The sequence below is a fragment of the Barrientosiimonas endolithica genome (assembly GCF_030296655.1).
GTDB classification, from domain to species: domain Bacteria; phylum Actinomycetota; class Actinomycetes; order Actinomycetales; family Dermatophilaceae; genus Barrientosiimonas; species Barrientosiimonas humi.
Genome location: NZ_AP027735.1, coordinates 1,401,770 through 1,424,211 on the forward strand (window position 1 = coordinate 1,401,770; position 22,442 = coordinate 1,424,211).

General features: G+C 71.4%; 17 protein-coding genes, 3 pseudogenes and 1 other annotated feature. Of the genes and pseudogenes, 12 read left to right on the forward strand and 8 right to left on the reverse strand.

The window, feature by feature from the left end:
* Positions 1-58 precede the first annotated feature (58 nt).
* The 9 genes from QUE40_RS07100 (at position 59) to QUE40_RS07140 (ending at position 10,204) form a co-directional block, all read left to right on the forward strand.
* Entirely contained in the window at positions 59-1,423 is a 1,365-nt protein-coding gene (locus QUE40_RS07100; RefSeq protein WP_289232720.1) for a C39 family peptidase, read from the forward strand.
* A gap of 265 nt (positions 1,424-1,688) precedes the next feature.
* Complete coding sequence (locus QUE40_RS07105) at positions 1,689-2,447, forward strand: ABC transporter ATP-binding protein (RefSeq protein WP_236022288.1); 759 nt, start codon at positions 1,689-1,691, stop codon at positions 2,445-2,447.
* Positions 2,444-3,313, forward strand: coding sequence for an ABC transporter ATP-binding protein (locus tag QUE40_RS07110; protein ID WP_289232721.1), 870 nt, complete (start codon positions 2,444-2,446; stop codon positions 3,311-3,313). Before QUE40_RS07105 ends, QUE40_RS07110 begins: the two co-directional genes overlap by 4 nt.
* 2 nt (positions 3,314-3,315) lie before the next feature.
* Entirely contained in the window at positions 3,316-4,200 is an 885-nt protein-coding gene (locus QUE40_RS07115) for a branched-chain amino acid ABC transporter permease (protein WP_142005060.1), read from the forward strand.
* Positions 4,193-5,389: a branched-chain amino acid ABC transporter permease gene (locus QUE40_RS07120; RefSeq protein WP_211344535.1), complete on the forward strand. Its 1,197-nt coding sequence runs from the start codon at positions 4,193-4,195 to the stop codon at positions 5,387-5,389. Before QUE40_RS07115 ends, QUE40_RS07120 begins: the two co-directional genes overlap by 8 nt.
* Complete coding sequence (locus QUE40_RS07125) at positions 5,386-6,663, forward strand: ABC transporter substrate-binding protein (protein ID WP_142005061.1); 1,278 nt, start codon at positions 5,386-5,388, stop codon at positions 6,661-6,663. Before QUE40_RS07120 ends, QUE40_RS07125 begins: the two co-directional genes overlap by 4 nt.
* Before the next feature lie 108 nt (positions 6,664-6,771).
* Positions 6,772-7,140, forward strand: a complete 369-nt coding sequence (locus tag QUE40_RS07130; RefSeq protein ID WP_170206790.1) for a hypothetical protein — start codon at positions 6,772-6,774, stop codon at positions 7,138-7,140.
* Positions 7,141-7,300: 160 nt separating this feature from the next.
* Positions 7,301-9,175 (forward strand): 1-deoxy-D-xylulose-5-phosphate synthase, encoded by a 1,875-nt coding sequence (gene dxs, locus QUE40_RS07135; protein WP_289232722.1) that lies wholly within the window; start codon positions 7,301-7,303, stop codon positions 9,173-9,175.
* A 516-nt stretch (positions 9,176-9,691) separates the two neighbouring features.
* Complete coding sequence (locus tag QUE40_RS07140) at positions 9,692-10,204, forward strand: phosphotransferase (protein WP_289232723.1); 513 nt, start codon at positions 9,692-9,694, stop codon at positions 10,202-10,204.
* 61 nt (positions 10,205-10,265) lie between these two features.
* Here QUE40_RS07140 and QUE40_RS07145 read toward each other — a convergent pair whose 3' ends face one another.
* Positions 10,266-10,619 carry a hypothetical protein gene (locus QUE40_RS07145; protein WP_236022289.1) on the reverse strand — a complete coding sequence of 118 codons (354 nt, stop codon included), beginning with the start codon at positions 10,617-10,619 and terminating at the stop codon, positions 10,266-10,268.
* Between the two features lie 209 nt (positions 10,620-10,828).
* Here QUE40_RS07145 and QUE40_RS07150 point away from each other — a divergent pair, with 209 nt between their 5' ends.
* Together QUE40_RS07150 and QUE40_RS07155 are read left to right on the forward strand one after the other, a co-directional pair.
* Positions 10,829-12,118 carry an HNH endonuclease signature motif containing protein gene (locus tag QUE40_RS07150; RefSeq protein WP_289232724.1) on the forward strand — a complete coding sequence of 430 codons (1,290 nt, stop codon included), beginning with the start codon at positions 10,829-10,831 and terminating at the stop codon, positions 12,116-12,118.
* Between the two features lie 15 nt (positions 12,119-12,133).
* A protein-coding gene (locus tag QUE40_RS07155; protein WP_289232390.1) for an IS3 family transposase occupies positions 12,134-13,377 on the forward strand; the annotation gives its coding sequence in 2 pieces (ribosomal slippage) (positions 12,134-12,422 and positions 12,422-13,377; 1,245 coding nt in all).
* Positions 12,421-12,549, forward strand: a sequence feature (AL1L pseudoknot). (Overlaps the previous gene by 129 nt.)
* Positions 13,378-13,627: 250 nt before the next feature.
* Here QUE40_RS07155 and QUE40_RS19025 read toward each other — a convergent pair.
* From QUE40_RS19025 to QUE40_RS07175, 5 genes and pseudogenes are all read right to left on the reverse strand, one after another.
* Positions 13,628-13,813, reverse strand: coding sequence for a glycerophosphodiester phosphodiesterase family protein (locus QUE40_RS19025; RefSeq protein ID WP_350227093.1), 186 nt, complete (start codon positions 13,811-13,813; stop codon positions 13,628-13,630).
* Positions 13,814-14,039: 226 nt separating this feature from the next.
* Positions 14,040-14,366: pseudogene (locus QUE40_RS19030) on the reverse strand (glycerophosphodiester phosphodiesterase); the annotation flags it as partial.
* 84 nt (positions 14,367-14,450) lie between these two features.
* Entirely contained in the window at positions 14,451-15,980 is a 1,530-nt protein-coding gene (locus QUE40_RS07165; RefSeq protein ID WP_142005065.1) for a helix-turn-helix domain-containing protein, read from the reverse strand.
* Between the two features lie 233 nt (positions 15,981-16,213).
* The gene (locus QUE40_RS07170; RefSeq protein WP_289232725.1) at positions 16,214-18,319 is read right to left on the reverse strand and encodes a 3-hydroxyacyl-CoA dehydrogenase NAD-binding domain-containing protein; all 2,106 of its coding nucleotides are present in this window, start codon (positions 18,317-18,319) and stop codon (positions 16,214-16,216) included.
* Positions 18,319-19,611 (reverse strand): thiolase family protein, encoded by a 1,293-nt coding sequence (locus tag QUE40_RS07175; RefSeq protein ID WP_289232726.1) that lies wholly within the window; start codon positions 19,609-19,611, stop codon positions 18,319-18,321. Before QUE40_RS07175 ends, QUE40_RS07170 begins: the two co-directional genes overlap by 1 nt.
* 166 nt (positions 19,612-19,777) lie before the next feature.
* Here QUE40_RS07175 and QUE40_RS07180 point away from each other — a divergent pair, with 166 nt between their 5' ends.
* Positions 19,778-20,362 (forward strand): NADPH-dependent FMN reductase, encoded by a 585-nt coding sequence (locus QUE40_RS07180; RefSeq protein WP_289232727.1) that lies wholly within the window; start codon positions 19,778-19,780, stop codon positions 20,360-20,362.
* 4 nt (positions 20,363-20,366) lie between these two features.
* On the opposite strand, the pseudogene QUE40_RS07190 reads toward QUE40_RS07180, so the two are convergent.
* Both QUE40_RS07190 and QUE40_RS07195 read right to left on the reverse strand, forming a co-directional pair.
* Positions 20,367-21,571: pseudogene (locus QUE40_RS07190) on the reverse strand (HRDC domain-containing protein).
* 274 nt (positions 21,572-21,845) lie between these two features.
* Positions 21,846-22,434, reverse strand: a pseudogene (locus QUE40_RS07195) (DUF3000 domain-containing protein).
* Between the last annotated feature and the right edge of the window lie 8 nt (positions 22,435-22,442).

The window sequence follows — 22,442 nt, forward strand, 5'->3', positions numbered from 1 at the left end:
AGGGTGGACGGGCGCGAGCGCGGCTGCGCTCGACAGGGGATGACAAGGGGATACAGGCATGAGCGACCGCAGCGCGCGGGTGCGACCGGACGGGGCGAGCCTGGAGGACGACGAGCGGCGGCGGCTCCCGACGCTGACCCGCCGGGCGGCGCTGAGCACCAGCCTGGCCGTGGGAGGGGCGCTGGCCACGGCCGTACGTCCGCCGCTGGCCCGGGCGGCGACCGACGGGCGCGACATCCGGCTCCACCGGTTCGACTCCGCGACGGGGTTCCTGCGCGGCCAGGGCGAGGGCACGCGCGTGGTGCGTGACGGGATCGAGCTCGCCGCACCGCGCGAGACGCGGACGTACGTCGACCCGTTCGCGCCGGTCGCGAGCCCGGCGACGTTCGAGGTCGGGACGTGGACCTCGCCCACGCTGCAGTCCGGCTTCGACCTGACCCAGCTGGTCGCGTCGTGGAACGCCACCACCCCGAGCGGCACCTGGATCGAGGTGGGCGTGCGCGGCCGCACGCCCGACGGGCGGCGCACCGACTGGTTCGTGCTCGGCCGCTGGTGCTCCGAGCACCCCGAGCAGGGCGGCGCGATCCACCGCACCAGCGTCGACGGGCAGGAGACCGAGATCGCGACGGTCTGGACCGACACGCTCGCGACCGTCGACGACCGCACGCTGAGCTCGGTGCAGCTGCGGGTGCAGCTCATGCGCCGGCCCGGCACCGACGTCACGCCCCGGGTCACCCTGCTGACCGCGATGGCCTCGGCGCTGCCCAGCGCCTCGAGCGTGCCGGTGAGCCAGCCCGGCCCGGCGCGCGGCGTCGTGCTCCCGGTGCCGCCGCTGTCGCAGGAGGTGCACGCGGGGCACTACCCCGAGTGGGACAACGGGGGAGAGGCGTGGTGCTCCCCGACGTCGGTGTCGATGATCGCCGACTTCTGGCGGCGCGGACCGAGCGCCGCCGACACCGCGTGGGTGACCGTGCCGCCCGACCCGCAGGTCGACCACGCCGCGCGCGCCACGTACGACCACGCCTACGACGGGTGCGGCAACTGGCCGTTCAACCCGGCCTACGCCGCGACGCTCGGGCTGCGCGGGTTCGTCACCCGGCTGCGGTCGCTGCGCGAGGCCGAGGTGCTGATCGCCGCGGGCGTCCCGCTGGTCCTGTCGGTCTCGTTCGACGCCGGCGAGCTCGACGGCGCGGGCTACTCCACCAGCGGCCACCTGCTCGTGCTGTGCGGGTTCGACGCCCAGGGCGACCCGGTCTGCAACGACCCGGCCAGCCACCTGGTGCCCGACAACGGCCAGGTGCGGGTGACGTACCGGCGCGACCAGCTGGAGAACGTCTGGCTGCCGCACTCCGGCGGCCTGGTCTACGTGCTGGCACCGCCCGACCGCCGGCTCCCGGCGGCGCCCGACCAGCCGAACTGGTGAACTAAGCGAGCGCTTGCTCAGCCCGATGAGACCCCCTCCCGTCAAGAGGGTTCTCGCCGGACGACCGAGTAAGGTCACGAAAAGGTCACGGAAAGTGGTCCGACCAACAACCGCTGTGTGATCTGCCTCATAGTCAAGCCCAGCGCGACAGGGGGCCGGCTTCTTGCCGGCCCCTTTTTGGATCGCGAATCGGATTGCGGGACAAGGGAGTTCGGTGCTCAGCATCAATGACCTCTCAGTGAGGTACGGGCGTTCTGTCACCGCCTTGCGCGGTGTCAGCTTCGAGGTGCCCGACGGTCAGGTGGTCGCGGTCCTGGGCAGCAACGGGGCCGGCAAGTCGACGCTGCTGCGTGCGATCTCCGGCACGCTCGGGCTGCACGGCGGCTCGATCATCGGCGGCAGCGTGGAGTACGCCGGTGAGCGGCTCGACCGGCTCGACCCGGCCGGCGTCGTGCGCAAGAAGGTGCTGCAGGTCCCCGAGGGCCGGCAGATCTTCGGACGGATGAGCGTGGAGGAGAACCTGCGGGCCGGCGGCCTCGCGGCACCGGCCTCCGCGCGCGACGAGGCGCGCGAGCGGGTCTACGACCTGTTCCCGATCCTCAAGGAGCGCGCGGGGCAGCCGGGCGGGCTGCTGTCCGGCGGCGAGCAGCAGATGCTCGCGATCGGCCGGGCGATGATGGCCGACCCCGAGGTGCTGCTGCTCGACGAGCCCTCGCTCGGGCTCGCGCCGCAGATGATCAACCGCATCGGGCGCATCGTGACCGAGATCAACGAGCGCGGCACCGCGGTGGTGCTGGTCGAGCAGAACGCCACGATGGCGCTGCGGGTCAGCGACCTGGCCGTGGTGCTCGAGGTGGGCGAGCTGGCGCTGCAGGGCCCGGCCCGCGAGCTCGCCGACTCCGAGGACGTGCAGCGGCTCTACCTCGGCGGGCACGCCGAGAGCGAGGACGCCGCCCAGCTGGAGACCCAGGCGGCCGCCCGCTCGGCGCGCAGCCGCCGCGGACTGGAGGTGTGGCGCGGATGAGCACCCTGGCACCCGAGACCCCCGAGACCCCCGGGCAGCCGGTCGAAGTCGGCCGTGACGTGCAGCCGCTGGAGGTCGACGGGATCACCGTGCGCTTCGGCGGCATCGTGGCCCTCGACGACGTGTCCTTCACGGTGCGGCCCGGCACGATCCACGCGCTGATCGGCCCCAACGGCGCCGGCAAGTCGACCTGCTTCAACGCCATCACCGGCATCTACCGGCTCGCCTCGGGCACCATCCGGCTCGGCGACACCGACCTGACCCGCACCGCGGCGCACAAGATCCCGGCGCTCGGCATCGGGCGGGCCTTCCAGAACCTGGCCCTGGTCGGCACCTCCAGCGTGCTCGACAACGCGATGCTCGGTCGCTACGCCCTGACCAAGGGCGGGTTCGTGCAGTACGCCGTCCGCGCCCCGTGGACCATGCGCCAGGAGCGCCGGCACCAGCAGCGGGCCGCCGAGATCTGCGACTTCCTCGGCCTGAGCGCGCACCTGCACAAGCCGGCGGCCGCGCTGTCCTACGGCGACCAGAAGCGGGTCGACATCGCGCGGGCGCTCAACGTGGAGCCGACCGTGCTGCTGCTCGACGAGCCGGCCGCCGGCATGAACGCCAGCGAGACGGCCGAGATGGCCGAGCTGATCCACCAGATCCGCGACGAGCTGGGCATCTCGATCCTGCTGGTCGAGCACGACATGGGGCTGGTCATGGGCATCGCCGACCGGGTCACGGTGCTCGACTTCGGCCGCCGCATCGCCGACGACGTGCCCGCGGCGGTGCAGCGCGACCCCGAGGTGATCCGGGCCTACCTCGGCAGCGACGACGACGAGTCCGGGCGCGACGGCAACCACGACGAAGGGAAGGCCTGAGCATGGACACCCTGATCCAGGTCCTGGTCAACGGCCTCGGCAAGGGCGCGGTCTTCGCGCTGCTGGCCGTCGGCTTCGTGATCATCTACAAGGCCACCGAGACCGTGAACTTCGCCCACGGCTCGATCGCGATCTTCGCCGGCTACATCGCCTACCTCGTCAAGGACGCCTCCGGCAGCTGGCTGCTCGGCGCCGTGGCGGCGGTCGTCGCCGGCGCCGCGCTCGCCCTGTTCATCGAGCGGGTGCTGCTCGCCAACGCGCGCAACGCGCACAGCGACAGCCTCGCGATCCTCACCATCGGTGTCGACATCTTCGTCTTCACCGAGATCGTGCGGCGGATCGGCACCCAGTCGCCACCGTTCCTCGGCGACCCCTACGACGCCAAGCCGGTGAGCCTGTTCGGGGTCAGCGTCGCGCGCACCTTCCTCGTGGCGCTCGCCGTCGCGATCGTGCTGCTCGCGATCTTCTTCCTGGCCTTCCGCTACACCACCTGGGGCCTCGCGATGCGCGCCCAGTCGGAGAACCGTGAGGCCTCGGCGCTCATGGGCATCCGCAGCTGGCGGGTCACCGCGAGCGCCTGGCTGGTCGGCGGCGCCCTCGCCGGCATCGCCGTGCTGTTCCTCGCCACCACCGACATCGGCGGCGGCACCGGACTGCTGGCCAGCCACACGATCGCCTTCGCCGCGTTCCCCGCGGCGATCATCGGCGGGCTCACCTCGCCTGGCGGCGCGGTGGTCGGCGGCCTGATCGTCGGGCTCACCGACGCCCTCGCCGCGCAGTACGTCAACCTCGACTTCGCCAAGGTCGCGGTCTACCTCGTGATGCTGGCCGTGCTCGTCGCCCGCCCGTCGGGCCTGTTCGGGAAGGTGGAGCAGCTCCGTGTCTGACCTCACCACGACGCACCCGTCGGCCGACGCCGGCGACACCCCTGAGTCCACGCCGAGCACGCAACCCGTGACCGCCGTACGCGCCGACGCCGGCCGCCGCCGGATCATCGGCTGGGCCCTGGCCGCGCTGGGCGTGCTCGTCGTCTGGGCGATCCCGCTGTTCGTCACCGACCCCTACCTGCTGGTCCTCAACTGGATCATGGTCGGCGCGGTCGGCGGCATGGGCCTGACCATGCTCATCGGCCAGGCCGGCCAGCTGTCGCTGGCGCACTCCTTCTTCGTGCTCATCGGCGGCGCGGCGTACGCCGTCCTCGCCGGCCCGCGCACGGGCGACGACTACTTCGGGCTGGGGCTGCCGTCCTGGATCGCCGCGATCCTCGCGGTGGTCATCACCGGCGGTGTGGGGGCGGCGTTCGCGCCGATCTCCGGCCGGCTGCGCGGCATCTACCTCGGTGTCGCCTCGCTCAGCCTGGTGTTCCTCGGCTACTGGCTGGCCCGCACCTTCACCGACATCTTCGGCTCGACCTCCAGCGGCCGTTACGCGCCGGCGCTGAACCTGTTCGGCTTCGACTTCGGCACGAACGAGGGCCAGCTGCACGTGCTGAACGTCCAGATCGGCAAGGACGAGCGGATGTTCTGGCTGTTCGCCGCGCTGACCGCGCTGGCGTACTTCGTCGGCCGCGGCACCGTCAACGGCCGGATCGGCCGCGGGTGGCGCTCGCTGCGCGACAACGAGGCCGTCGCGACCGTGATGGGCGTGCCCGTCGCGAAGCAGAAGGCCAACGCGTTCGCGGTGTCGTCGGCGTACGCCGGGCTCGCCGGAGTGATGGTCGTCTGGTGGTACGACGGCCTGCTCAAGCCCGACGAGTCGGTCGACGCCGGCACCTACAGCACCGTCGTCGCGATCGCCTTCCTGGCCATGTGCGTCATCGGCGGCCTCGGGTCGCTGACCGGCGTGCTGTTCGGGGCGGCGCTGGTCTTCGGGCTGCCCCAGCTGATCCCGCTGCTGCGGGGTGAGAGCGACCTGTCCGGCACCGGGTTCACCCCGGTCGTCGTCACCAACCTGCTCTACGGCGCGCTCGTCGTGCTCATCATCATCTTCGAGCCCGGCGGACTCGCCGGCATCGGCCGACGGCTGCGCGGCCTGGTGCAGCGCTCGGCCACCACCGGGAAAGGAACCTCCTCATGACCCGCCCCAGCCGTCGTACGTTCCGCGCCACCGCCGCGACCGGGGCCGCGCTGGCCCTGGTGCTCACTGGGTGCAGCCTGAAGACCCCGGAGAGCGTCGGGGGAGGCGGCGGCGCCCGCGGCCTGAAGACCGACGTCGGGGTCACTGACGACACCATCACGCTCGGGTCGCTCACCGACACCTCCGGCGTGTTCAAGGTGCTCGGCCTGGCCATCACGCAGGGCTCGCAGATGTGGGCCCAGGACGTCAACGCCACCGGTGGCATCTGCGGCCGGCAGATCAAGCTGGTCTCGGCCGACCACGGCTACTCCGCCGAGAAGGCGGTGCCGCTGTACAACCAGATGAAGCCGAACGTGCTGGGCCTGGTCCAGCTGCTCGGCTCGCCGATCCTGGCCGCCCTGAAGAAGCCGATCGTCAACGACAAGATCGCGGCCATCCCGGCCTCGTGGGCCTCGGACAACCTCGACGTGCCCAACGTCGTGATGGTGGGCCCGACGTACGACGTCGAGGTGATCAACGGGCTCAGCTACCTGCAGGAGGAGGGGAAGATCAAGAAGGGCGACACGATCGGCCACATCTACATCGACTCCGAGTACGGCAAGAACGGCCTCAAGGGCTCGCAGTACTACACCAAGCAGAACGGCATGCGGCTGGTGAGCGCGTCGGTGACCTCGACCGAGAGCGACCTGACCTCGGCGGTGACCCGGATGCGCTCGTCCGGCGTCAAGGCGCTGGTGCTGACCACGACGCCCGCGCAGACCGGTTCGGCGCTCGGTGTCGCCTCGTCGCAGGGCATGCGGGTGCCGATCTTCGGCAGCGGCCCGTCGTTCACCCCGCAGCTGCTGCAGTCGCCGGCGCGCAGCGTGCTGCTGAGCGGGCAGTTCACCAGCTCGGCGCTGCAGGTGCCCTACAACTACGACAAGACGCCGCTGGCGCAGGAGATCTCCACCCGGTTCGCCAAGGACCAGCCGAACCAGGTGCCGACGTACGGCCCGAACCAGGGGTACGCCAACGGCCTGGTGTGGGGCGCGATCCTCAAGCAGGCATGCTCCGACGGCGACATGACCCGCGAGGGGATCCTCAAGGCGGTGCGCAAGACCTCGGTGGACACGCGCGGTCTCACCCCGCCGCTGGACTTCACCCAGCCGGGCCAGCCGTCGACGCGCGCGGGGTACCTGATGCAGCCGGCCGCCGTTCCGGGCGGGCTCAAGGTCATCGAGGGTCCCGCGGCCTCGGACGCGGCCCTGACGTACAAGACGCCGTTCCAGAAGTGAGCCGCACGCTGGTCGAGTAGCCGCGCGAGGGACGAGCGCGGCGTATCGAGACCCTCGCCCGCACCGCCCCACTGGCCCGTACTCGAACAGGTGTTCTAGTCTGGTGGCATGATCGACGCAGGCCCGCCGGGATGGCCGCGCGGCGTGCCGCCACCCGACGCGCCGGGCTGGGAGCGGGCGGCCACCGCCTGGCTGCTCGACCAGTGCCCGGCCGACTTCCGGGCGTACGACGCCTGGCGGCGGCACCCGCGCGCGCTCGCCTGGGTGGCCACCTGGCACGTCCAGGCCCAGCTCGACGCGATGCGCCAGGCGTACCGGCGGGTGCGGGTCGACCTCGGCGACGAGCTGTCCGAGCGGGCGCTGCCGCAGGTGATGGAGCATCTCGCGGCCGAGGGGCTGCGGCTGCGGGCCACGGCGCGCAGCGTGGAGCTGGTGCACGAGGCGATGCAGGGCAAGCGCTACGTGCCGCGGCTGTGAGCGGCGCGCGCTGCTGCCCACCCCGCCGGACGTGGCGCGGGCGCGGCTCGAAAGGGTGGAATTTCCGACGGGGAGCGCGGACGCGCGAACCCGGGTCGCGGCCCGGACGTCCACCACCGCATAGACTCGTGCGTCACGTATGGGAAGGCGCCAGCACCACATGACACTGCTGAAGCACATCAACTCCCCGGCCGACCTCAAGCGGTTGGAGCCGGGCCGCCTCGACGACCTCGCGCAGGAGATCCGGGACTTCCTGGTGACCTCCGTCGCCAAGACCGGCGGGCACCTTGGCCCCAACCTCGGCGTCGTGGAGCTGACCATCGCGCTGCACCGCATCTTCGACTCCCCGCGCGACACGATCGTGTTCGACACCGGGCACCAGTCGTACGTGCACAAGCTGCTCACCGGGCGGCACGACTTCTCCGCGCTGAAGAAGAAGGACGGGCTGTCCGGCTACCCCAGCCGCGCCGAGTCCGAGCACGACGTCGTCGAGAACTCCCACGCGTCCACCTCGCTGTCCTGGGCGGAGGGCATCGCCAAGGCGCGCCGGCTTGCGGGCGAGGACGACCGGCACACCGTCGCGATCATCGGTGACGGCGCGCTCACCGGGGGCATGGCCTGGGAGGCGCTCAACAACATCGCCGTCGACGAGACCCTCAAGCTGGTCATCGTCGTCAACGACAACACCCGCTCCTACGCGCCGACGATCGGCGGCATGGCCCAGCACCTGGCGTCGATGCGCGCGACCCGGCGCTACGAGAAGATGCTCGACTGGGGCCGCGGGGCGCTGAACCGCACGCCCGTCGTGGGCGGCCCGATGTACGACACCCTGCACGGGGTCAAGAAGGGCCTGAAGGACATCGTGTCCCCGCAGGGGATGTTCGAGGACCTCGGGATCAAGTACCTCGGCCCGGTCGACGGGCACGACGAGCAGGCGCTGGAGGACGCGCTGACGCTCGCGCGCGACTTCGGTGGCCCGGTCATCGTGCACACCTTCACCGAGAAGGGCCGCGGCTACGACCCGGCGGCGCTCGACGAGGCCGACCAGTGGCACGGCGTCGGCAAGTTCAACCCCGAGACCGGTCTGCCGTTCGAGGTCAGCGGGCGCATCTGGACCGACGAGTTCAACGACGAGATGGTGCGGCTCGGCGCCGAGCGGCCCGACATCGTCGCGATCACCGCGGCCATGCTCATCCCGGTCGGGCTCGACGGGTTCGCGAAGGCGTACCCCGAGCGCGTCTTCGACGTCGGCATCGCCGAGCAGCACGCCGTGACGATGGCCTCGGGTCTGGCGTACGCCGGTCTGCACCCGGTCGTCGCGGTGTACGCCACGTTCCTCAACCGGGCGTTCGACCAGCTGCTGATGGACTGCGCGCTGCACAAGCAGGGCGTGACGTTCGTGCTCGACCGCGCGGGCGTGACCGGCAGCGACGGTCCGTCGCACAACGGCATGTGGGACATGACCGTCGCCTCGATCGTGCCCGGGCTGCGCCTGGCCGCGCCGCGCGACGGCGAGCAGGTCAAGCAGCAGCTGCGCGAGGCGGTCGCGGTCGACGACGCCCCGACGATCATCCGCTTCCCCAAGGGTGACGTCGCCGACCCGATCGAGGCCGCGCGCCGCGACGGCACGGTCGACGTGCTGGTCGACTGCGACGACGAGCCCGAGGTGCTGGTCGTCGGCGTCGGGTCGATGTGCTCGACCGCTGTCGACGTCGCGGGCAAGCTTGCGGCACAAGGACATTCGACGATGGTGGTCGACCCGCGGTGGGTGCTGCCGGTGAGCGACGACCTGCTGCGGCTCACCCGCCGCGCGCAGCACGTCGTGGTCATCGAGGACAACCTGGTGGTCGGCGGCATCGGTTCGTCGGTGACCAGCGCGATGCGCGAGCAGCGTCAGGAGCAGCCGGTGCACTGCTTCGGCATCCCCAAGCGCTTCCTCGACCACGCCTCGCGCGGGCAGGTGCTCGAGGAGATCGGCCTGACGGCCGACGTCGTGAGCACCGCCATGGTCCAGCGGCTCGGGCCGCGCGACTGAACGCCGCGTGACGCGCCGCGACGACGCCCCCGCACCGCTGCCCGGATCCGACCGCTTCGGCCCGGCGAGCGAGGTCTGGGACACCGACGCCTGGCGCTGGGAGGTCACCCGCTGGTTCGACGACGTGCTGCCCCGCCGCGGGATCACCCGGAACCCGACGACGCCACGCCAGCCGCGCGTACGTCCGTGGTCGACTCAGCTGGTGATCGAGACCGACCAGGGGCGGGGCTGGTTCAAGGCGAACGTCCCCGAGTCGTCGCCGGAAACCCTTGTCTACGAACGTCTTTCGCGAGTCGCGCCGGATCTTCTGTCGCCTGTGTGGGTGAGCGACGCGGAGCGTGAGTGGTTCGTCTGTCCCGACCAGGGGCGCACCCTTCGGCAGGTCGCGAACGCCGACACCATCACCAGCCTGTGGTCGGCCGTGCTGCGCAGGTATGCCCGGCTCCAGCGGGCGTCGGCCGGCGTGGTCGACGCGCTGGTCGACGGGGAGTGCCGAGGTGGGGGTCGCACGCCCTGGTGTCGGCGTGGGTGGCGCGCGGGCGGCCGGAGGAGAGGATCGCCGACGAGGCGCTGCGAACGGCTGCGGACCGGTTGGAGGCGCTCGGGCTGCCCCCGACCATCGAGCACGGCGACCTGCACGCAGGCAACGTATTCACCTGCGCCGCAACGAGTTCGGCGATGCAGGAGGCGAAGATCTTCGACTGGGGCGACGCCTACGTCGGGCACCCGTTCGGTTCGCTGCTCATCGCGCTGCGCAACCCGGAGTACCACTTCGGCCTGGCGGCAGATCCCGAGCGTGACCAGCGGCTGATGCGGGCCTACCTGTCCGGTTGGGCCGACGTACGTCCGGTGGCCGAACTCGAGCGCGTGGTCCCCGATGCGATGCTGCTCGCCCGGGTCGCGCGGATCGTCAGCTGGGACCGGGCCCTGACGCGCGCGACCGACGCCGAGCGCGCCCAGTGGCAGCCGCAGGGCGACGGGTGGGCGCAGGAGATCGTCCGGATCGCCTCACCCCGCTCGGCCGAGTAGCCCGCCCCGTCATGCTGGTCGAGTAGCCCGCGAGGCACGAGCGGGCGTATCGAGACCCCGGCTACCAACGCTTCATCCGCTCGAACGGCAGCCGTCCGACGACCGCGACGAACAACCCGTACGCGGCGCACGCGGCGAGCACCCCGGTGCTGACTTCGTGATCCCCCGGCCGCAGCAGCAACCATCCGGCGAAGACCATCGGGGCGAGCGACAGCAGACCCGCGAGCACCGCCGCCCTGCCCACCTCGTCGTTGGCCCGGGCCCGCAGCTCGGGGTCCTGACGCACCCGGTCGGGGACGTCGTACCCGTCTCCCGGGGTGCAGACCTGCCCTCGGTGCGCGGTGAGGCCCATGAGGACGGACACGACGAGCATGGCCCCGAACGCGACGAGCAGGAAGACGGCGGCGACGCTCATGCGGGCCAGCATGCCAGCGGGCGCAGATCAAGGTGAAACCCGAGTACGCCCGTCCCCATGCTGGTCGAGTAGGCCGAGGGACGAGGCCGTATCGAGACCCTGGTTCACCGAGATTTCCCCGGTATGGCGCGGGTTCGGGGGCTTGTCGGTGGCCGGGTCTAGTGTTCCTGGTATCGAGCATCAGTGCGATTCACCAGGGGGTGAAGGCCATGACCGCGACCACGGTGGAACCGGCGACCGGGGGTGTTGTCCCGGAGCGTTTGACGGTGGCGGCGGCGTTGGCGCAGCTGCACGCGACGTTGGACGCCCTGGGTGATCAGCCGGACGCGACGGTGGTCGCCGAGGCGGACGCGGTCGGGCGGGCGGTCTCGGAGGTGGAGCGTCTGTCCCGGCGGGTGGCCTCGTTGCGGTTGCGGTTGGTGGCGTGCGCGAACCGGTCTCAGGTCGCGCGCCGGTCGGGGTACTCCACCACGGGTGCCTGGCTGGCGCAGCAGACCAACAGCACTGGCGGCGCGGCGACCCGGGAGGCCGACCTGGCTGAGACGTTGGAGTCGGTGCTGCCGGCGACGGGGCAGGCGCTGGCCGAGGGGGCGGTGTCGCCGGAGCACGCGGCAGTGATCGCGTGGGCGATCAAGCAGCTGCCCGAAGGTTTGACCGCGGAGCAGGTGGCGCGGGTCGAGGCGTCACTGGTGGGTGAGGCGGCCCGGATGAGCCCGGCCCGGTTGCGGGGTGCGGCTCGGCGGGCGCTGGCCGTGGTCGAGCCCGATCAGCAGGCGGTCGATGAGCACGAGGACCAGGTCCTGCGCGGGGAGGAAACCTCGGCGTTGGGCCGGTGCCGGTTGAGCATGCATGACAACAGGGACGGCACGGTGTCCGGGTCGTTCGTGCTGCCCCGCCTGGCCGGGGACATCCTGCGCAAGGCCGTGCAACAGCTGGCCGCACCCCGCCGCGGCAACACCACCGGCACCGGCGCGGCCTCGGCCACCGGCGCGTCGGCCTCGGCCGTGGACGGTCGTGCTGGGCGGGGGTCGTGGGTGGGGGTGGACTGGCCGCACCGGTACGGCCTGGCGTTGGTGGAGCTGTTGGAGCATCTGCCGACCGATCGGTTGCCCGGCAAGGTCGCCGCGACCGTGGTGGTGACGATGACCCGGGAGCAGCTGGTGGCGGATCTGGCCGCGGCGCATCTGGACACCGGGCACGACATCTCCGCGGGGGACGCGCGCCGGTTGGCGTGCAACGCCGGGATCGTGCCGGTGGTGCTGGGCGGGGCGTCGCAACCGTTGGACCTGGGCCGGGCGAAACGGTTCTTCAGCGAGGCGCAACGCACCGCGCTGGCTACGAAGTACGACCAGTGCGCGGTGCAGGGGTGTGACAGCCCGTTCGCCTGGACCGAGCTGCACCACGAGCAACCCTGGTCCCGAGGCGGGGCCACCGACCTGGACCACGCGGTCCCGTTGTGCGGGCGTGAACCGCCCCGGGATGTCTGGAGACTTCATTAGTTGGAGGATGAAGTCATGGCACGTCCCAGCAAGTACCCCCGGGAGTTGCGAGAGCGCGCTGTCCGGGCGGTAGCCCAGGCGATGGCGCAGGGTGAGTACCCGAGCGAGTTTGAGGCGATCCGAACGATCGCCAGGAAGCTTGGCATCGGGTCGCCCGAGACGCTGCGCAAGTGGATCAGGCAGGCCGAGGTGGACGGCGGCACGCGTCCAGGGAAGACGACCCAGGAGCTGGCCGAGATCCGGGAGTTGAAGAAGGAGGTCGCCGAGCTTCGGCGGGCGAACGAGATCCTCAAGACCTCCTCGGCTTTCTTCGCGGCGGAGCTCGACCGCCAGTCAAGGTTCTGATCGACTACATCGACGAACACCGCGAGGAATTCGGGGTCGAGCCGATCTGCCGGGTGCTCAGCGAGCACGGCGCCAAGATCGCCCCGTCTACCTACTACGAGGCCCGTAGCCGCAAGCCGTCGAAGCGCGCCCTGCGCGATGCCGACGTCAGTGAGCTGATCCGCGCAGCGCGCGAGCAGCGGTTCGTGGCGAGGTTCGGTGCGCGCAAGATGTGGCTCTACTTACGCCGGCAAGGGCACGAGGTGGCCCGATGCACCGTGGAGCGGCTGATGACAGCGAACGGCTGGCAGGGCGCGCTGAGGGGCAAACGAGTGCGGACCACGATCCCCGACCCGAGGGATGCCCGGGCCGCTGACCTGGTCGACCGGGACTTCACCGCGACCGCACCGAACCAGCTCTGGGTCGCCGACTTCACCTACGTCGCGACCTGGTCGGGCACGGTCTACGTCGCGTTCGTCTTCGATGTCTTCTCACGGATGATCGTGGGCTGGCGGGCGGCTACCAGCATGACCACCGAACTCGTGCTCGACACTCTTGAGCACGCGACGTGGTCACGCCGACAGCAGGGGATCGAGGACCTGACCGGCCTGGTGCACCACAACGACGCCGGCAGCCAGTACACCTCGTTCGCGTTCACCACGCGCCTGCTCGAGGCCGACGTGGACGCATCGGTGGGTTCGGTGGGCGACGCCTACGACAACGCCCTAGCCGAGTCCCAGATCGGGATTTACAAGACCGAACTGGTCCGGCCCGAAGGACCCTGGCGCGACGTCGAGCACGTCGAGATCGAGACCCTGCACTGGGTTCACTGGTTCAACCACGAGCGGACCCACGAATCGGTCGACGATCTCACACCGATCGAGGTCGAGGCCGCGCACTACGCTGCAAGAAACCGTCTCGTCCCGACCGGGTAGAGACACAACCAGAAGCCTCCGGAAACTCCGGGGCGGTTCAGGCGAGACCACCGCGACATCCACAAACCCGGCACCCGAGCCACCATCACCACCGGCCCCGACGGCCGCAAGACCATCCAGATCCACCGACGCGAGTGAATGATGCGCGCACCGGATCTCACGCGCCCGAGGGGCTGCCCAGTCACCTCCTGAGGCGACTGCTCGTCGCGCTCGAACACGCTGGTCACCAGCCGCGCTCCGAACGCGTTGGTCACCAGCCGCGCTCGGCCCATTCGCCGCGCTCGGTCAGCACCTGGCGCAGCAGGTCCGCGCGGTCGGTGATCAGTCCGTCGACGCCCAGGTCGAGCAGTCGGCGCATCTCGTCGGACTCGTTGACGGTCCACACGTGCACCTGCACCCCGACGGCGTGCGCGGCCGCGATGGTGCGCGGTGTCACGACGGGAATCCCCTTGCGACACCGGAACCTGCAGGCAGTCGACCCCACGCAGCGCGGCGCGGACCGCTCCCGGGACCCGGCTGTTCGCGGCCAGCACGAACGCCGTCGTCACCGACTGGCCGCCCGAAGTGGCCACCGGCTTCGACAGTCGGCGCAGCGCTGCTCGCCGGCGTCGGTCGGAGAACGACGTGACGCACACCCGGTCCCAGGCGCGGTGCCGCTCGACGCACTCGACCAGCGGCAGGACCGCCGGCTCGGACTTGATGTCGATGTTCACCCGCAGCCGCGGCCAGGTCTCGAACAGCTCGTCCAGCGTCGGGATCTGCTCGGTGCCGCCGATGCGCGCCTCACGCACCCGGTGCCACGGCTGGTCCCAGATGCTGCCGGCGCCGTCGGTGACCCGGTCGAGGGTCTCGTCGTGGAAGGCCAGCAGCACCCGGTCGGCCGTGGCGTGCACGTCGGTCTCGACGTAGCCGAAGCCGAGACCGACGGCCGCCTCGAACGCCGCCATGGTGTTCTCGAGCCCGTCGGTGGAGAAGCCGCGATGAGCCATCGCGATCGGACCGTCGTGCTCGAGGTATGCCGTCCGCGCCACGCGTGCGCCCCGTCGCCCTGCGATGTCGCCCGGCAGGCCGGGTCAGTCGCGGAACGTCTGGATGTTGGCACCCAGCGCGTTGAGCCGGGAGTCCAGCTCCTCGTAGCCGCGGCTGATGACGTAGATGTTGCGCAGCACCGACTCGCCGGGCGCGGCGAGCATGGCGAGCAGCACGACCATGGCCGGGCGCAGCGCGGGCGGGCACATGACCTCGGCCGGGCGCCAGCGGGTCGGGCCCTCGATGAGCACCCGGTGCGGGTCCATCAGCTGCACCTTGACGCCGAGCGGGGTGAGCTCGGTGAGGTAGATCGCCCGGTTCTCGTAGACCCAGTCGTGCAGGGTCGTCTGCCCCTCGGCGACCGCGGCGATCGCGGCGAAGAACGGCAGGTTGTCGATGTTGAGCCCCGGGAAGGGCATCGGGTGGATCTTGTCCTTCGGCGCCTTGAGCGGGCCGGGGATCGTGCGCAGGTTCACCAGGCGGGTGTGGCCGTTGTTGGAGGTGTACTCCTCCGACAGCTCGTACTTCATGCCCATGTCGGCGAGCAGCGTCAGCTCGATCTCCATGAACTCGATCGGCACCCGGCGGATGGTGATCTCCGACTCGGTGACGACGGCGGCCGCGAGCAGCGACATGGCCTCGATCGGGTCCTCGGAGGGGTAGTACTCCACGTCCTGGTCGATCTCGGCGACACCGGTGACGGTGAGCGTGGTGGTGCCGATGCCCTCGATGGTCACGCCGAGCTTCTGCAGGAAGAAGCACAGGTCCTGGACCATGTAGTTGGGGCTGGCGTTGCGGATCACCGTGGTCCCGGGGTACTTCGCGGCGGCGAACAGCGCGTTCTCGGTGACCGTGTCGCCGCGCTCGGTGAGGATGATCGGCTTGTCCGGGTGGCGGTCGGCGTCGACGGTCGCGTGGTAGTAGCCGTGCGAGGCGACGACGTTGAGCCCGAACGAGCGCAGCGCGTGCAGGTGCGGCTCGACGGTGCGCGAGCCGAGGTCGCAGCCGCCGGCGTTGGGGAGCTTGAACTCCTCGAACTCGTGCAGCAGCGGGCCGAGGAACATCAGGATCGTGCGCGTACGCCGGGCGGCGCCCTCGTCCATCGCGTCCAGGTCGATGCGCTCGGGCGGGGTGATCTCCAGGTCGCTGCTGTCCGGCAGCCAGCGGGTCTTGACCCCGATGGAGTTGAGCACCTCGGTGATCCGGTTGACCTCTTCGATGCGCGCGAGGTCGCGCAGGGTGGTGCGGCCCTTGTTCAGCAGGGCGGCGCACAGACACGCCACGGCGGCGTTCTTCGACGTGCGGACGTCGATCTCGCCGGACAGCTTGCGGCCGCCCTCGATGCGCAGGTTCACAGGTGCGTTCGATGTCACGGTGGTCACGATCTCCGAGTCGAGGGCCTCGCTGATGCGGGCCAGGGTCTCCAGGCTGAGGTTCTGCTTGCCTTGTTCGATGCGGGCGACGGCACTCTGGCTGGTGCCGAGGGCGGACGCCAGCTCGGTCTGCGTCAGCTGGCGCTGGCGACGGGCGTCTCTGATGAGGTTGCCCACGCGAGTGAGTTGGTCGTTCGTCACGCGCTCCACTGTAGATCACATATGAGATATGAACAGGGTTGTGGCGGTGTGTCGTGCAGCACGCGGTGAACAGCGAACGTACCTCATGTGTCGGCGGAGACAAACGACGTGCGGCGAGAGACGAACGATGTGCCGCCGGTGCCGAACGCACGAGGCGGCCGGGCGTCGATCGACGCCCGGCCGCCTGCGCGGGAGGTGCTGCCCGGCTCAGACCACGGTGCGGTCCTGTCGCCTCAGGCCTGCGGCACCGAGGCCGCGCCACGCTCGAGGAAGCGCTGCCCGGTGACGCGCTCGGCGATGCCGGTGCGGTCCAGCAACGGAGTGACCCCGCCGTTCCAGAACGGGAAGCCGGCGCCGGTGATCATCGCCAGGTCGATGTCGCGCGGGTCGGCGACCACGCCCTCGTCGAGCATCCGGCGGGTCTCGTCGGCGAGGGCCTCAAGGGCCCGGGTGCGCACCTGCTCCTCGGTGAGCTCCACCGGCTCGGCGGCCGGCTCGAACAGGTCGAGCACGGCCGGGTCGAGGGCGCCGTCGCTGCCGTAGAAGCTCGGGATCTTCGCCTCCACGACCTTGGCGAGGTTGGGGGAGACGTAGAACCGGTCGGGGAAGGCGCCGTGCAGCGTCTCGCTGTTGTGCAGCGCGATGGCCGGGCCGACCAGGCTGATCAGCATGAACGGCGGCATCGGGGTCACGCCGGCGAACGCCTTCTCGACGACCTCGAACGGCGTGCCCTCGTCGGCGATCCGGCCGGCCTCGCCCATGAACCGGCCGAGCAGCCGGTTGACCACGAACGAGGGGGAGTTCTTCACCAGGATGCTGGTCTTCTTCAGGCCCTTGCCGGTGGCGAACGCCGTGGCCAGGGTCGCGTCGTCGGTCGCGTCGCCGCGGATGATCTCCAGCAGCGGCATGACGGCGACCGGGTTGAAGAAGTGGAAGCCCACGACCCGCTCGGGGTGCTGCAGGTCCTCGGCCATCTCGGTGATCGACAGCGAGGAGGTGTTGGTCGCCAGGACGCACTCGGGCGAGACGACCTGCTCGACCTCGGAGAACACCTTCTGCTTGACGCCCATCTTCTCGAAGACGGCCTCGATGACGAAGTCGGCGTCGCCGAACGCGGCCTTGTCGACCGACCCGGTCACCAGACCCTTGAGCCGGTTCGCCTTGTCGGGGTTGACGCGCCCCTTGGCGAGCAGCTTGTCGACCTCGTCGTGGACGTACTGCACACCCTTGTCGACGCGGTCCTGGTCCAGGTCGGTGAGCACCACGGGCACCTCGAGGCGCCGGGCGAACAGCAGCGCCATCTGGCTGGCCATCAGGCCGGCGCCGACGATGCCGACCTTGGTGACCGGACGGGCGAGCGACTTGTCCGGGGCTCCGGCGGGACGCTTGGCGCGCTTCTGCACCAGGTCGAACGCATACAGCCCCGACCGCAGCTCGTCGGTCATGAGCAGGTCGGCCAGGGCCTCGTTCTCGGCCTCGAACGCCTCCTCGCGGCTCGCGGTGCGAGCCGCCTGCACCAGGTCGAGCGCGCGCAGCGGCGCCGGGGCGGAGCCGCCGGTCTTGGCGAGCACCTGCTGGCGAGCGGCCTCGACGGCGCCGTCCCACGCCTGCGCGGAGGTGTCGACGGCCGTGCGCGCGGGAGACTCCTCGCCGCGAATCACCTTGCCGGCGAACGCGATCGAGTCCTCGAGGAAGGTCACCGGCTCGATGAGCTCGTCGGCCACCCCCAGCTCGAAGGCCTGCTTGCCGTTGATCATCTTGTTGTTGGCCAGCGGGTTCGCGACGATCAGGGTGAGCGCGTTCTCGACGCCGATCAGGTGGGGGAGCAGATAGGTGCCGCCCCACCCCGGGACCAGGCCGAGGAAGCACTCGGGCGTGGCGTAGGCCGGCACGCCCGAGGAGATCGTGCGGTGGTCGGCGTAGAGCGCGATCTCGACGCCGCCACCCATCGACGCCCCGTTGACGAACGCGAAGGTCGGGACCGGCAGGTCGGAGATCTTCTGGAAGGTCTCGTGCCCGAGCCGGGCGATCTCCAGCGCCTGCTCGCGCGTGGCGATGGCGGGCACCCCGGTGAGGTCGGCGCCCACGGCGAAGATGAACGGCTTGCCGGTGATGCCGACGCCGACGATCTCACCGGCCTCGGCGCGGCGGTGCAGCTCGTCGAGCACCCCGGCCAGCTCGGCCAGGCCCTGCGGCCCGAAGCTGTTGGGCTTGGTGTGGTCGAAGCCGTTGTCGAGCGTGATCAGCGCGAACGTGCCGGCCCCGCCGGGCAGCGCGACGTCCTGCACGCGCGCATGCGTGACGACCTCGTCGGTCGCCGGGAGCGTGGTCGTGGTCATCAGGAGGCGCCCTTCTCGTCGTCGGTGCTGTCGCTGGAAGGCGTTGTGGCAGAAGGGTTCTCGCCCTTGCCGCCCTGGGTCCCGGAATAACCGGCGTAGTCGGGGTGGTGCGGGTTCTCCCAGATCACCGCGCTGCCCATGCCGATGCCGATGCACATGGCGGTGAGGCCGTAGCGCACGTCGGGGTTCTCCGCGAACTGCCGCGACAGCTGGGTCATGAGGCGCACGCCGGAGGAGGCCAGCGGGTGGCCGGTGGCGATCGCGCCGCCCCAGGGGTTGACCCGCTCGTCGTCGTCGGCGATGTCGAAGTGGTCGAGGAAGGCCAGCACCTGCACGGCGAAGGCCTCGTTGAGCTCGAACAGGCCGATGTCCTCGATCGTGAGGCCGGCCTTGCCGAGCGCCTTCTCCGTCGCGGGGACCGGGCCGATGCCCATGACCTCCGGCTCGACGCCCACGAAGGCGTACGACACCAGGCGCATCCCGACCGGGAGCCCGAGCTCCTCGGCCGCCTGCTCGGAGGCGAGCAGGCACGCGGTGGCACCGTCGTTGAGGCCCGCCGCGTTGCCGGCGGTGACGTTGCCGTGCGGGCGGAACGGCGTCTTCAGGTCGGCCAGACCCTCGACGGTCGCACCCGGGCGCGGCGGCTCGTCGGCCGTGGCCAGGCCCCAGCCGCGCTCGTCGTGGCGCGTGGCGACGGTGACCAGGTCGGGCTGGATCTTGCCGTCGTCGTACGCCTTCGCCAGCTTGCGCTGGCTGCCCACCGCGAACTCGTCGGCCCGCTGCTTGGTGATCTCGGGGAACCGGTCGTGCAGGTTCTCCGCCGTGGACCCCATGACCAGCGCCGAGGGGTCGACCAGCTTCTCGGCCACGATCCGCGGGTTGGGGTCGACGCCCTCGCCCATCGGGTGCCGGCCCATGTGCTCGACGCCGCCGGCGATGGCGACGTCGTAGGCGCCGAACGCGATGCTCGAGGCGGTGTTGGTCACGGCCGTCATCGCGCCCGCGCACATCCGGTCGACGGAGTAGCCCGGCGTGGTCTTGGGCAGGCCCGACAGCAGCGCCGCCACCCGGCCGAGCGTCAGACCCTGGTCGCCGATCTGGGTGGTCGCGGCGATCGCGACCTCCTCGACCTTCTCGGCCGGGAGCTGCGGCTGGCGACGCAGCAGCTCGCGGATGCAGTTGATCACCAGGTCGTCGGCGCGGGTCTGGGCGTAGATGCCCTTCTCGCCCGCCTTGCCGAACGGGGTGCGCACCCCGTCGACGAAGACGACTTCGGACAACGAACGGGGCACGGTGCCTCCCAAGGAGTGGGCCAGTGGGTGTCGAGCGGCACTCTACGTGACCTTGTTACTCGTCAGTACGCCGGCCGGGAATGCCCCCATCCCTTCGGGCGTTCGGATAGTTCGCCTATGTAGATGAGCCGAGGTGGACCAACCTCGTGAGAACAGGAGACCTCCCGTGAACCCCCAGGCCCGAGTCCTGCTCGTCGTCGGAAGCGCCCGCCCGGTGCGCGTCGGTGACCAGCTGGCTGCCCAGATCAAGCCCATCCTCGAGGCTGCCGGGGCCGAGGTGACCGTCGCGGACCTGGCCGAGCTGGGTCTGCCGCTGCTCGACGAGCCGATGATGGCCGCGGCCAGCGGCGGCGACTACGCCCACGAGCACACCCGCACCTGGAGCGGCCTGGTGCGCGACGCCGATGCCGTGGTGTGGCTGACCCCGCAGTACAACGGCGGCTACCCCGCATCGGTGAAGAACGCCGTCGACTACCTGTTCCCCGAGTGGGCCGGCAAGCCGATGCTGCTGGTGAGCTACGGGGCGGGTGGCGGCGGTCTCGGTGGTGCGCAGCTGCGGTCGGTGCTGGAGTTCGTCAAGGGCGACGTGGTGGCCCCCAACGTCGAGATCTCGCTCCCGCCGCAGAGCAGCTACGGCTCCGACTTCCGCCTGGTCGACGCCGCCTCCGACGTCGAGCGGCACCGGCAGGAGCTGGAGTCGGCCGCGCAGACGCTGGTCGCGCACGTGGGCGCGGTGCAGGTGGCGGGCTGACCGCTCAGCTCGCCGGCTCCTCGTCGGGGTGGTCGCGCACCGCGTCGAGCAGCACCGGCACCACGAGGTCGACCTGCCACGGGCGGGCGCCCAGCTCGGTCAGCGCGGCACGGAATCCCCCTCGTCGGCGGGGTCCGGGGGCGTCCACAGCACCCGCCGCAGGCTGTCGGGGGTGAGCAGGTTCTCGACCGGTATCTGTTGCTGCTCGGACACCTCGGTGAGCCGTTCACGGACCACGGCCAGGCGGGCGGCGGCCACCGGCTCGCGGTCGGCCCAGGCGCGCGGCGGCGGGGGAGCGTCGCTGCGCAGGGCCGACGGCGGCAGCTGCGCCTGCGGGAGCTGGTCGGCCCGGCGTACGGCCTCGAGCCACTGCCGCTGATACCTCGCCAGCGACCGGTGCGCCGGCCGGCGTCGACCGCGCTGGCTGACCCCGCCCGACGACGACAGCGCCGTGAGGTCCTCGCCCGTGCGCGGGTCGCTCGCGGCCAGCTGCACGATCAGCGCGTCGGGCAGCACCCGCCCGGGCGCGAGGTCACGCTCGCGGGCGATGTCGTCGCGCGTCTGCCACAGCTCGCGCACCCGCGCGAGCGCGCGCCGGTCGCGCAGCCGGTGCATGCCCGACGTGCGGCGCCACGGGTCGGTGCGCTGCGGCGGCCCGGTGAACCGGGTGAGCGCGTCGAACTCCTGGGCGGCCAGCTCGGCCTTGCCCTGCTGCGCGAGGTCGGCGGCCAGCCGGTCGCGCACCTCGGCGAGCACCTCGACGTCGAGCGCGGCGTAGCGCAGCCACGGCTCGGGCAGCGGCCGCGTCGACCAGTCGACCGCCGAGTGCTCCTTGGCGAGCGAGAGCCCCAGGTAGTGCTCGACGACCGCCGACAGCCCCACGCGGGGGAGCCCGGCGAGGCGCCCGCCCAGCTCGGTGTCGAACAGCGCGGCCGGGCGCATGCCGACCTCGGCCAGGCACGGCAGGTCCTGGGTGGCGGCGTGCAGGATCCACTCGGTGTCGCCGATCGCCTCCTGCAACGGGGCCAGGTCCGGCACGGCGATCGGGTCGATCAGCCACGTGCCGGCGCCGGCGCGGCGCAGCTGGACGAGATAGGCGCGGTTGCCGTAGCGATACCCACTGGCCCGCTCGGCGTCCACCGCGACCGGCCCGGTGCCCGCCGCGATCGCCTCGGCGGCCCGCAGCAGGTCACGCTCGGACTCGACCACGGGGGGACGCCGTCGGCCGGCTCCGCGAGCACCGGGTAGGACGGCTCGGCCTCAGGCTCGTCGGCCACAGGCTTCTCGCCCCCAGCGGTCTCCGCCTCCGAGCCAGCGGCCGGCAGGTCGGGCTCCGTGGCGGTGGGGTCGGTCGGTGCCTCGACAGTGGTGTCGGCCGGTGCTTCGACGGCTGCCTCGGTCGGCGCCTCCCTCGGCGCCTCGGTGGTCTCGGCAGGCTCGTCGCGTGGTCGGGGCGGTCCGGCGGCGGAGGTGGCGCGCCGACTCATCGCCGTTGCCCGGGCAGGGCCACGACGCCCTCGGGCAGCGGGGGAGGCCGGCGATCGTGCACAGCAGCGCCCCCAGGCCTGCAGGTGGGCGCCGAAGTCGTCGCCGACGGGGGTCCAGGAGGCCCGCACCTCGATCTCGACCGACGGCGGACGCTCGGACAGCGCGGCGAAGCTCTCGGAGACCACGCGGGTGACGGTGCCGCCCTCGGCGGCGAACGCGGCGCCGTGCTCGGTGAGGGAGTCGACGAGCCAGCTCCAGCCGACCTCGCCCAGCAGCGGGTCGGAGGCCGTCTCGGGCTCGAGCTCGGCCCGGGCGAACGTCACGATCCGCCAGGTGCCGTCCCACGGCTCGGGCGCGGCGGGGTCGTGCAGCAGCACGAACCGGCCGGACGCCAGCTCGGCGTCGTCGGCGTCGTGGTGGTCGGGGATGACCTCGGCGGTCAGGGCCAGGGAGTGCGGGGCGATGCGGCCGGGGGCCGGCACCTCGGTGAGGCGGACCTCGGGGCGCAGGCGCACAGCGGACAGCTCTCGGGCCGCCGCGTCGAAGGTGGCCGAGGCGTCGCCGTGCAGGCTGCGCGTGCTCACTCGAGCAC

Bases quoted from the DNA above. Each gene is read 5' to 3' on its own strand.
- QUE40_RS07100 (WP_289232720.1), top strand. From the start codon at position 59: ATGAGCGACCGCAGCGCGCGGGTGCGACCGGACGGGGCGAGCCTGGAG.
- QUE40_RS07125 (WP_142005061.1), top strand. From the start codon at position 5,386: ATGACCCGCCCCAGCCGTCGTACGTTCCGCGCCACCGCCGCGACCGGG.
- QUE40_RS07150 (WP_289232724.1), top strand. From the start codon at position 10,829: ATGACCGCGACCACGGTGGAACCGGCGACCGGGGGTGTTGTCCCGGAG.
- QUE40_RS07130 (WP_170206790.1), top strand. From the start codon at position 6,772: ATGATCGACGCAGGCCCGCCGGGATGGCCGCGCGGCGTGCCGCCACCC.
- QUE40_RS07115 (WP_142005060.1), top strand. From the start codon at position 3,316: ATGGACACCCTGATCCAGGTCCTGGTCAACGGCCTCGGCAAGGGCGCG.
- dxs (WP_289232722.1), top strand. From the start codon at position 7,301: ATGACACTGCTGAAGCACATCAACTCCCCGGCCGACCTCAAGCGGTTG.
- QUE40_RS07170 (WP_289232725.1), bottom strand. From the start codon at position 18,319: ATGACCACGACCACGCTCCCGGCGACCGACGAGGTCGTCACGCATGCG.
- QUE40_RS07145 (WP_236022289.1), bottom strand. From the start codon at position 10,619: ATGAGCGTCGCCGCCGTCTTCCTGCTCGTCGCGTTCGGGGCCATGCTC.
- QUE40_RS07110 (WP_289232721.1), top strand. From the start codon at position 2,444: ATGAGCACCCTGGCACCCGAGACCCCCGAGACCCCCGGGCAGCCGGTC.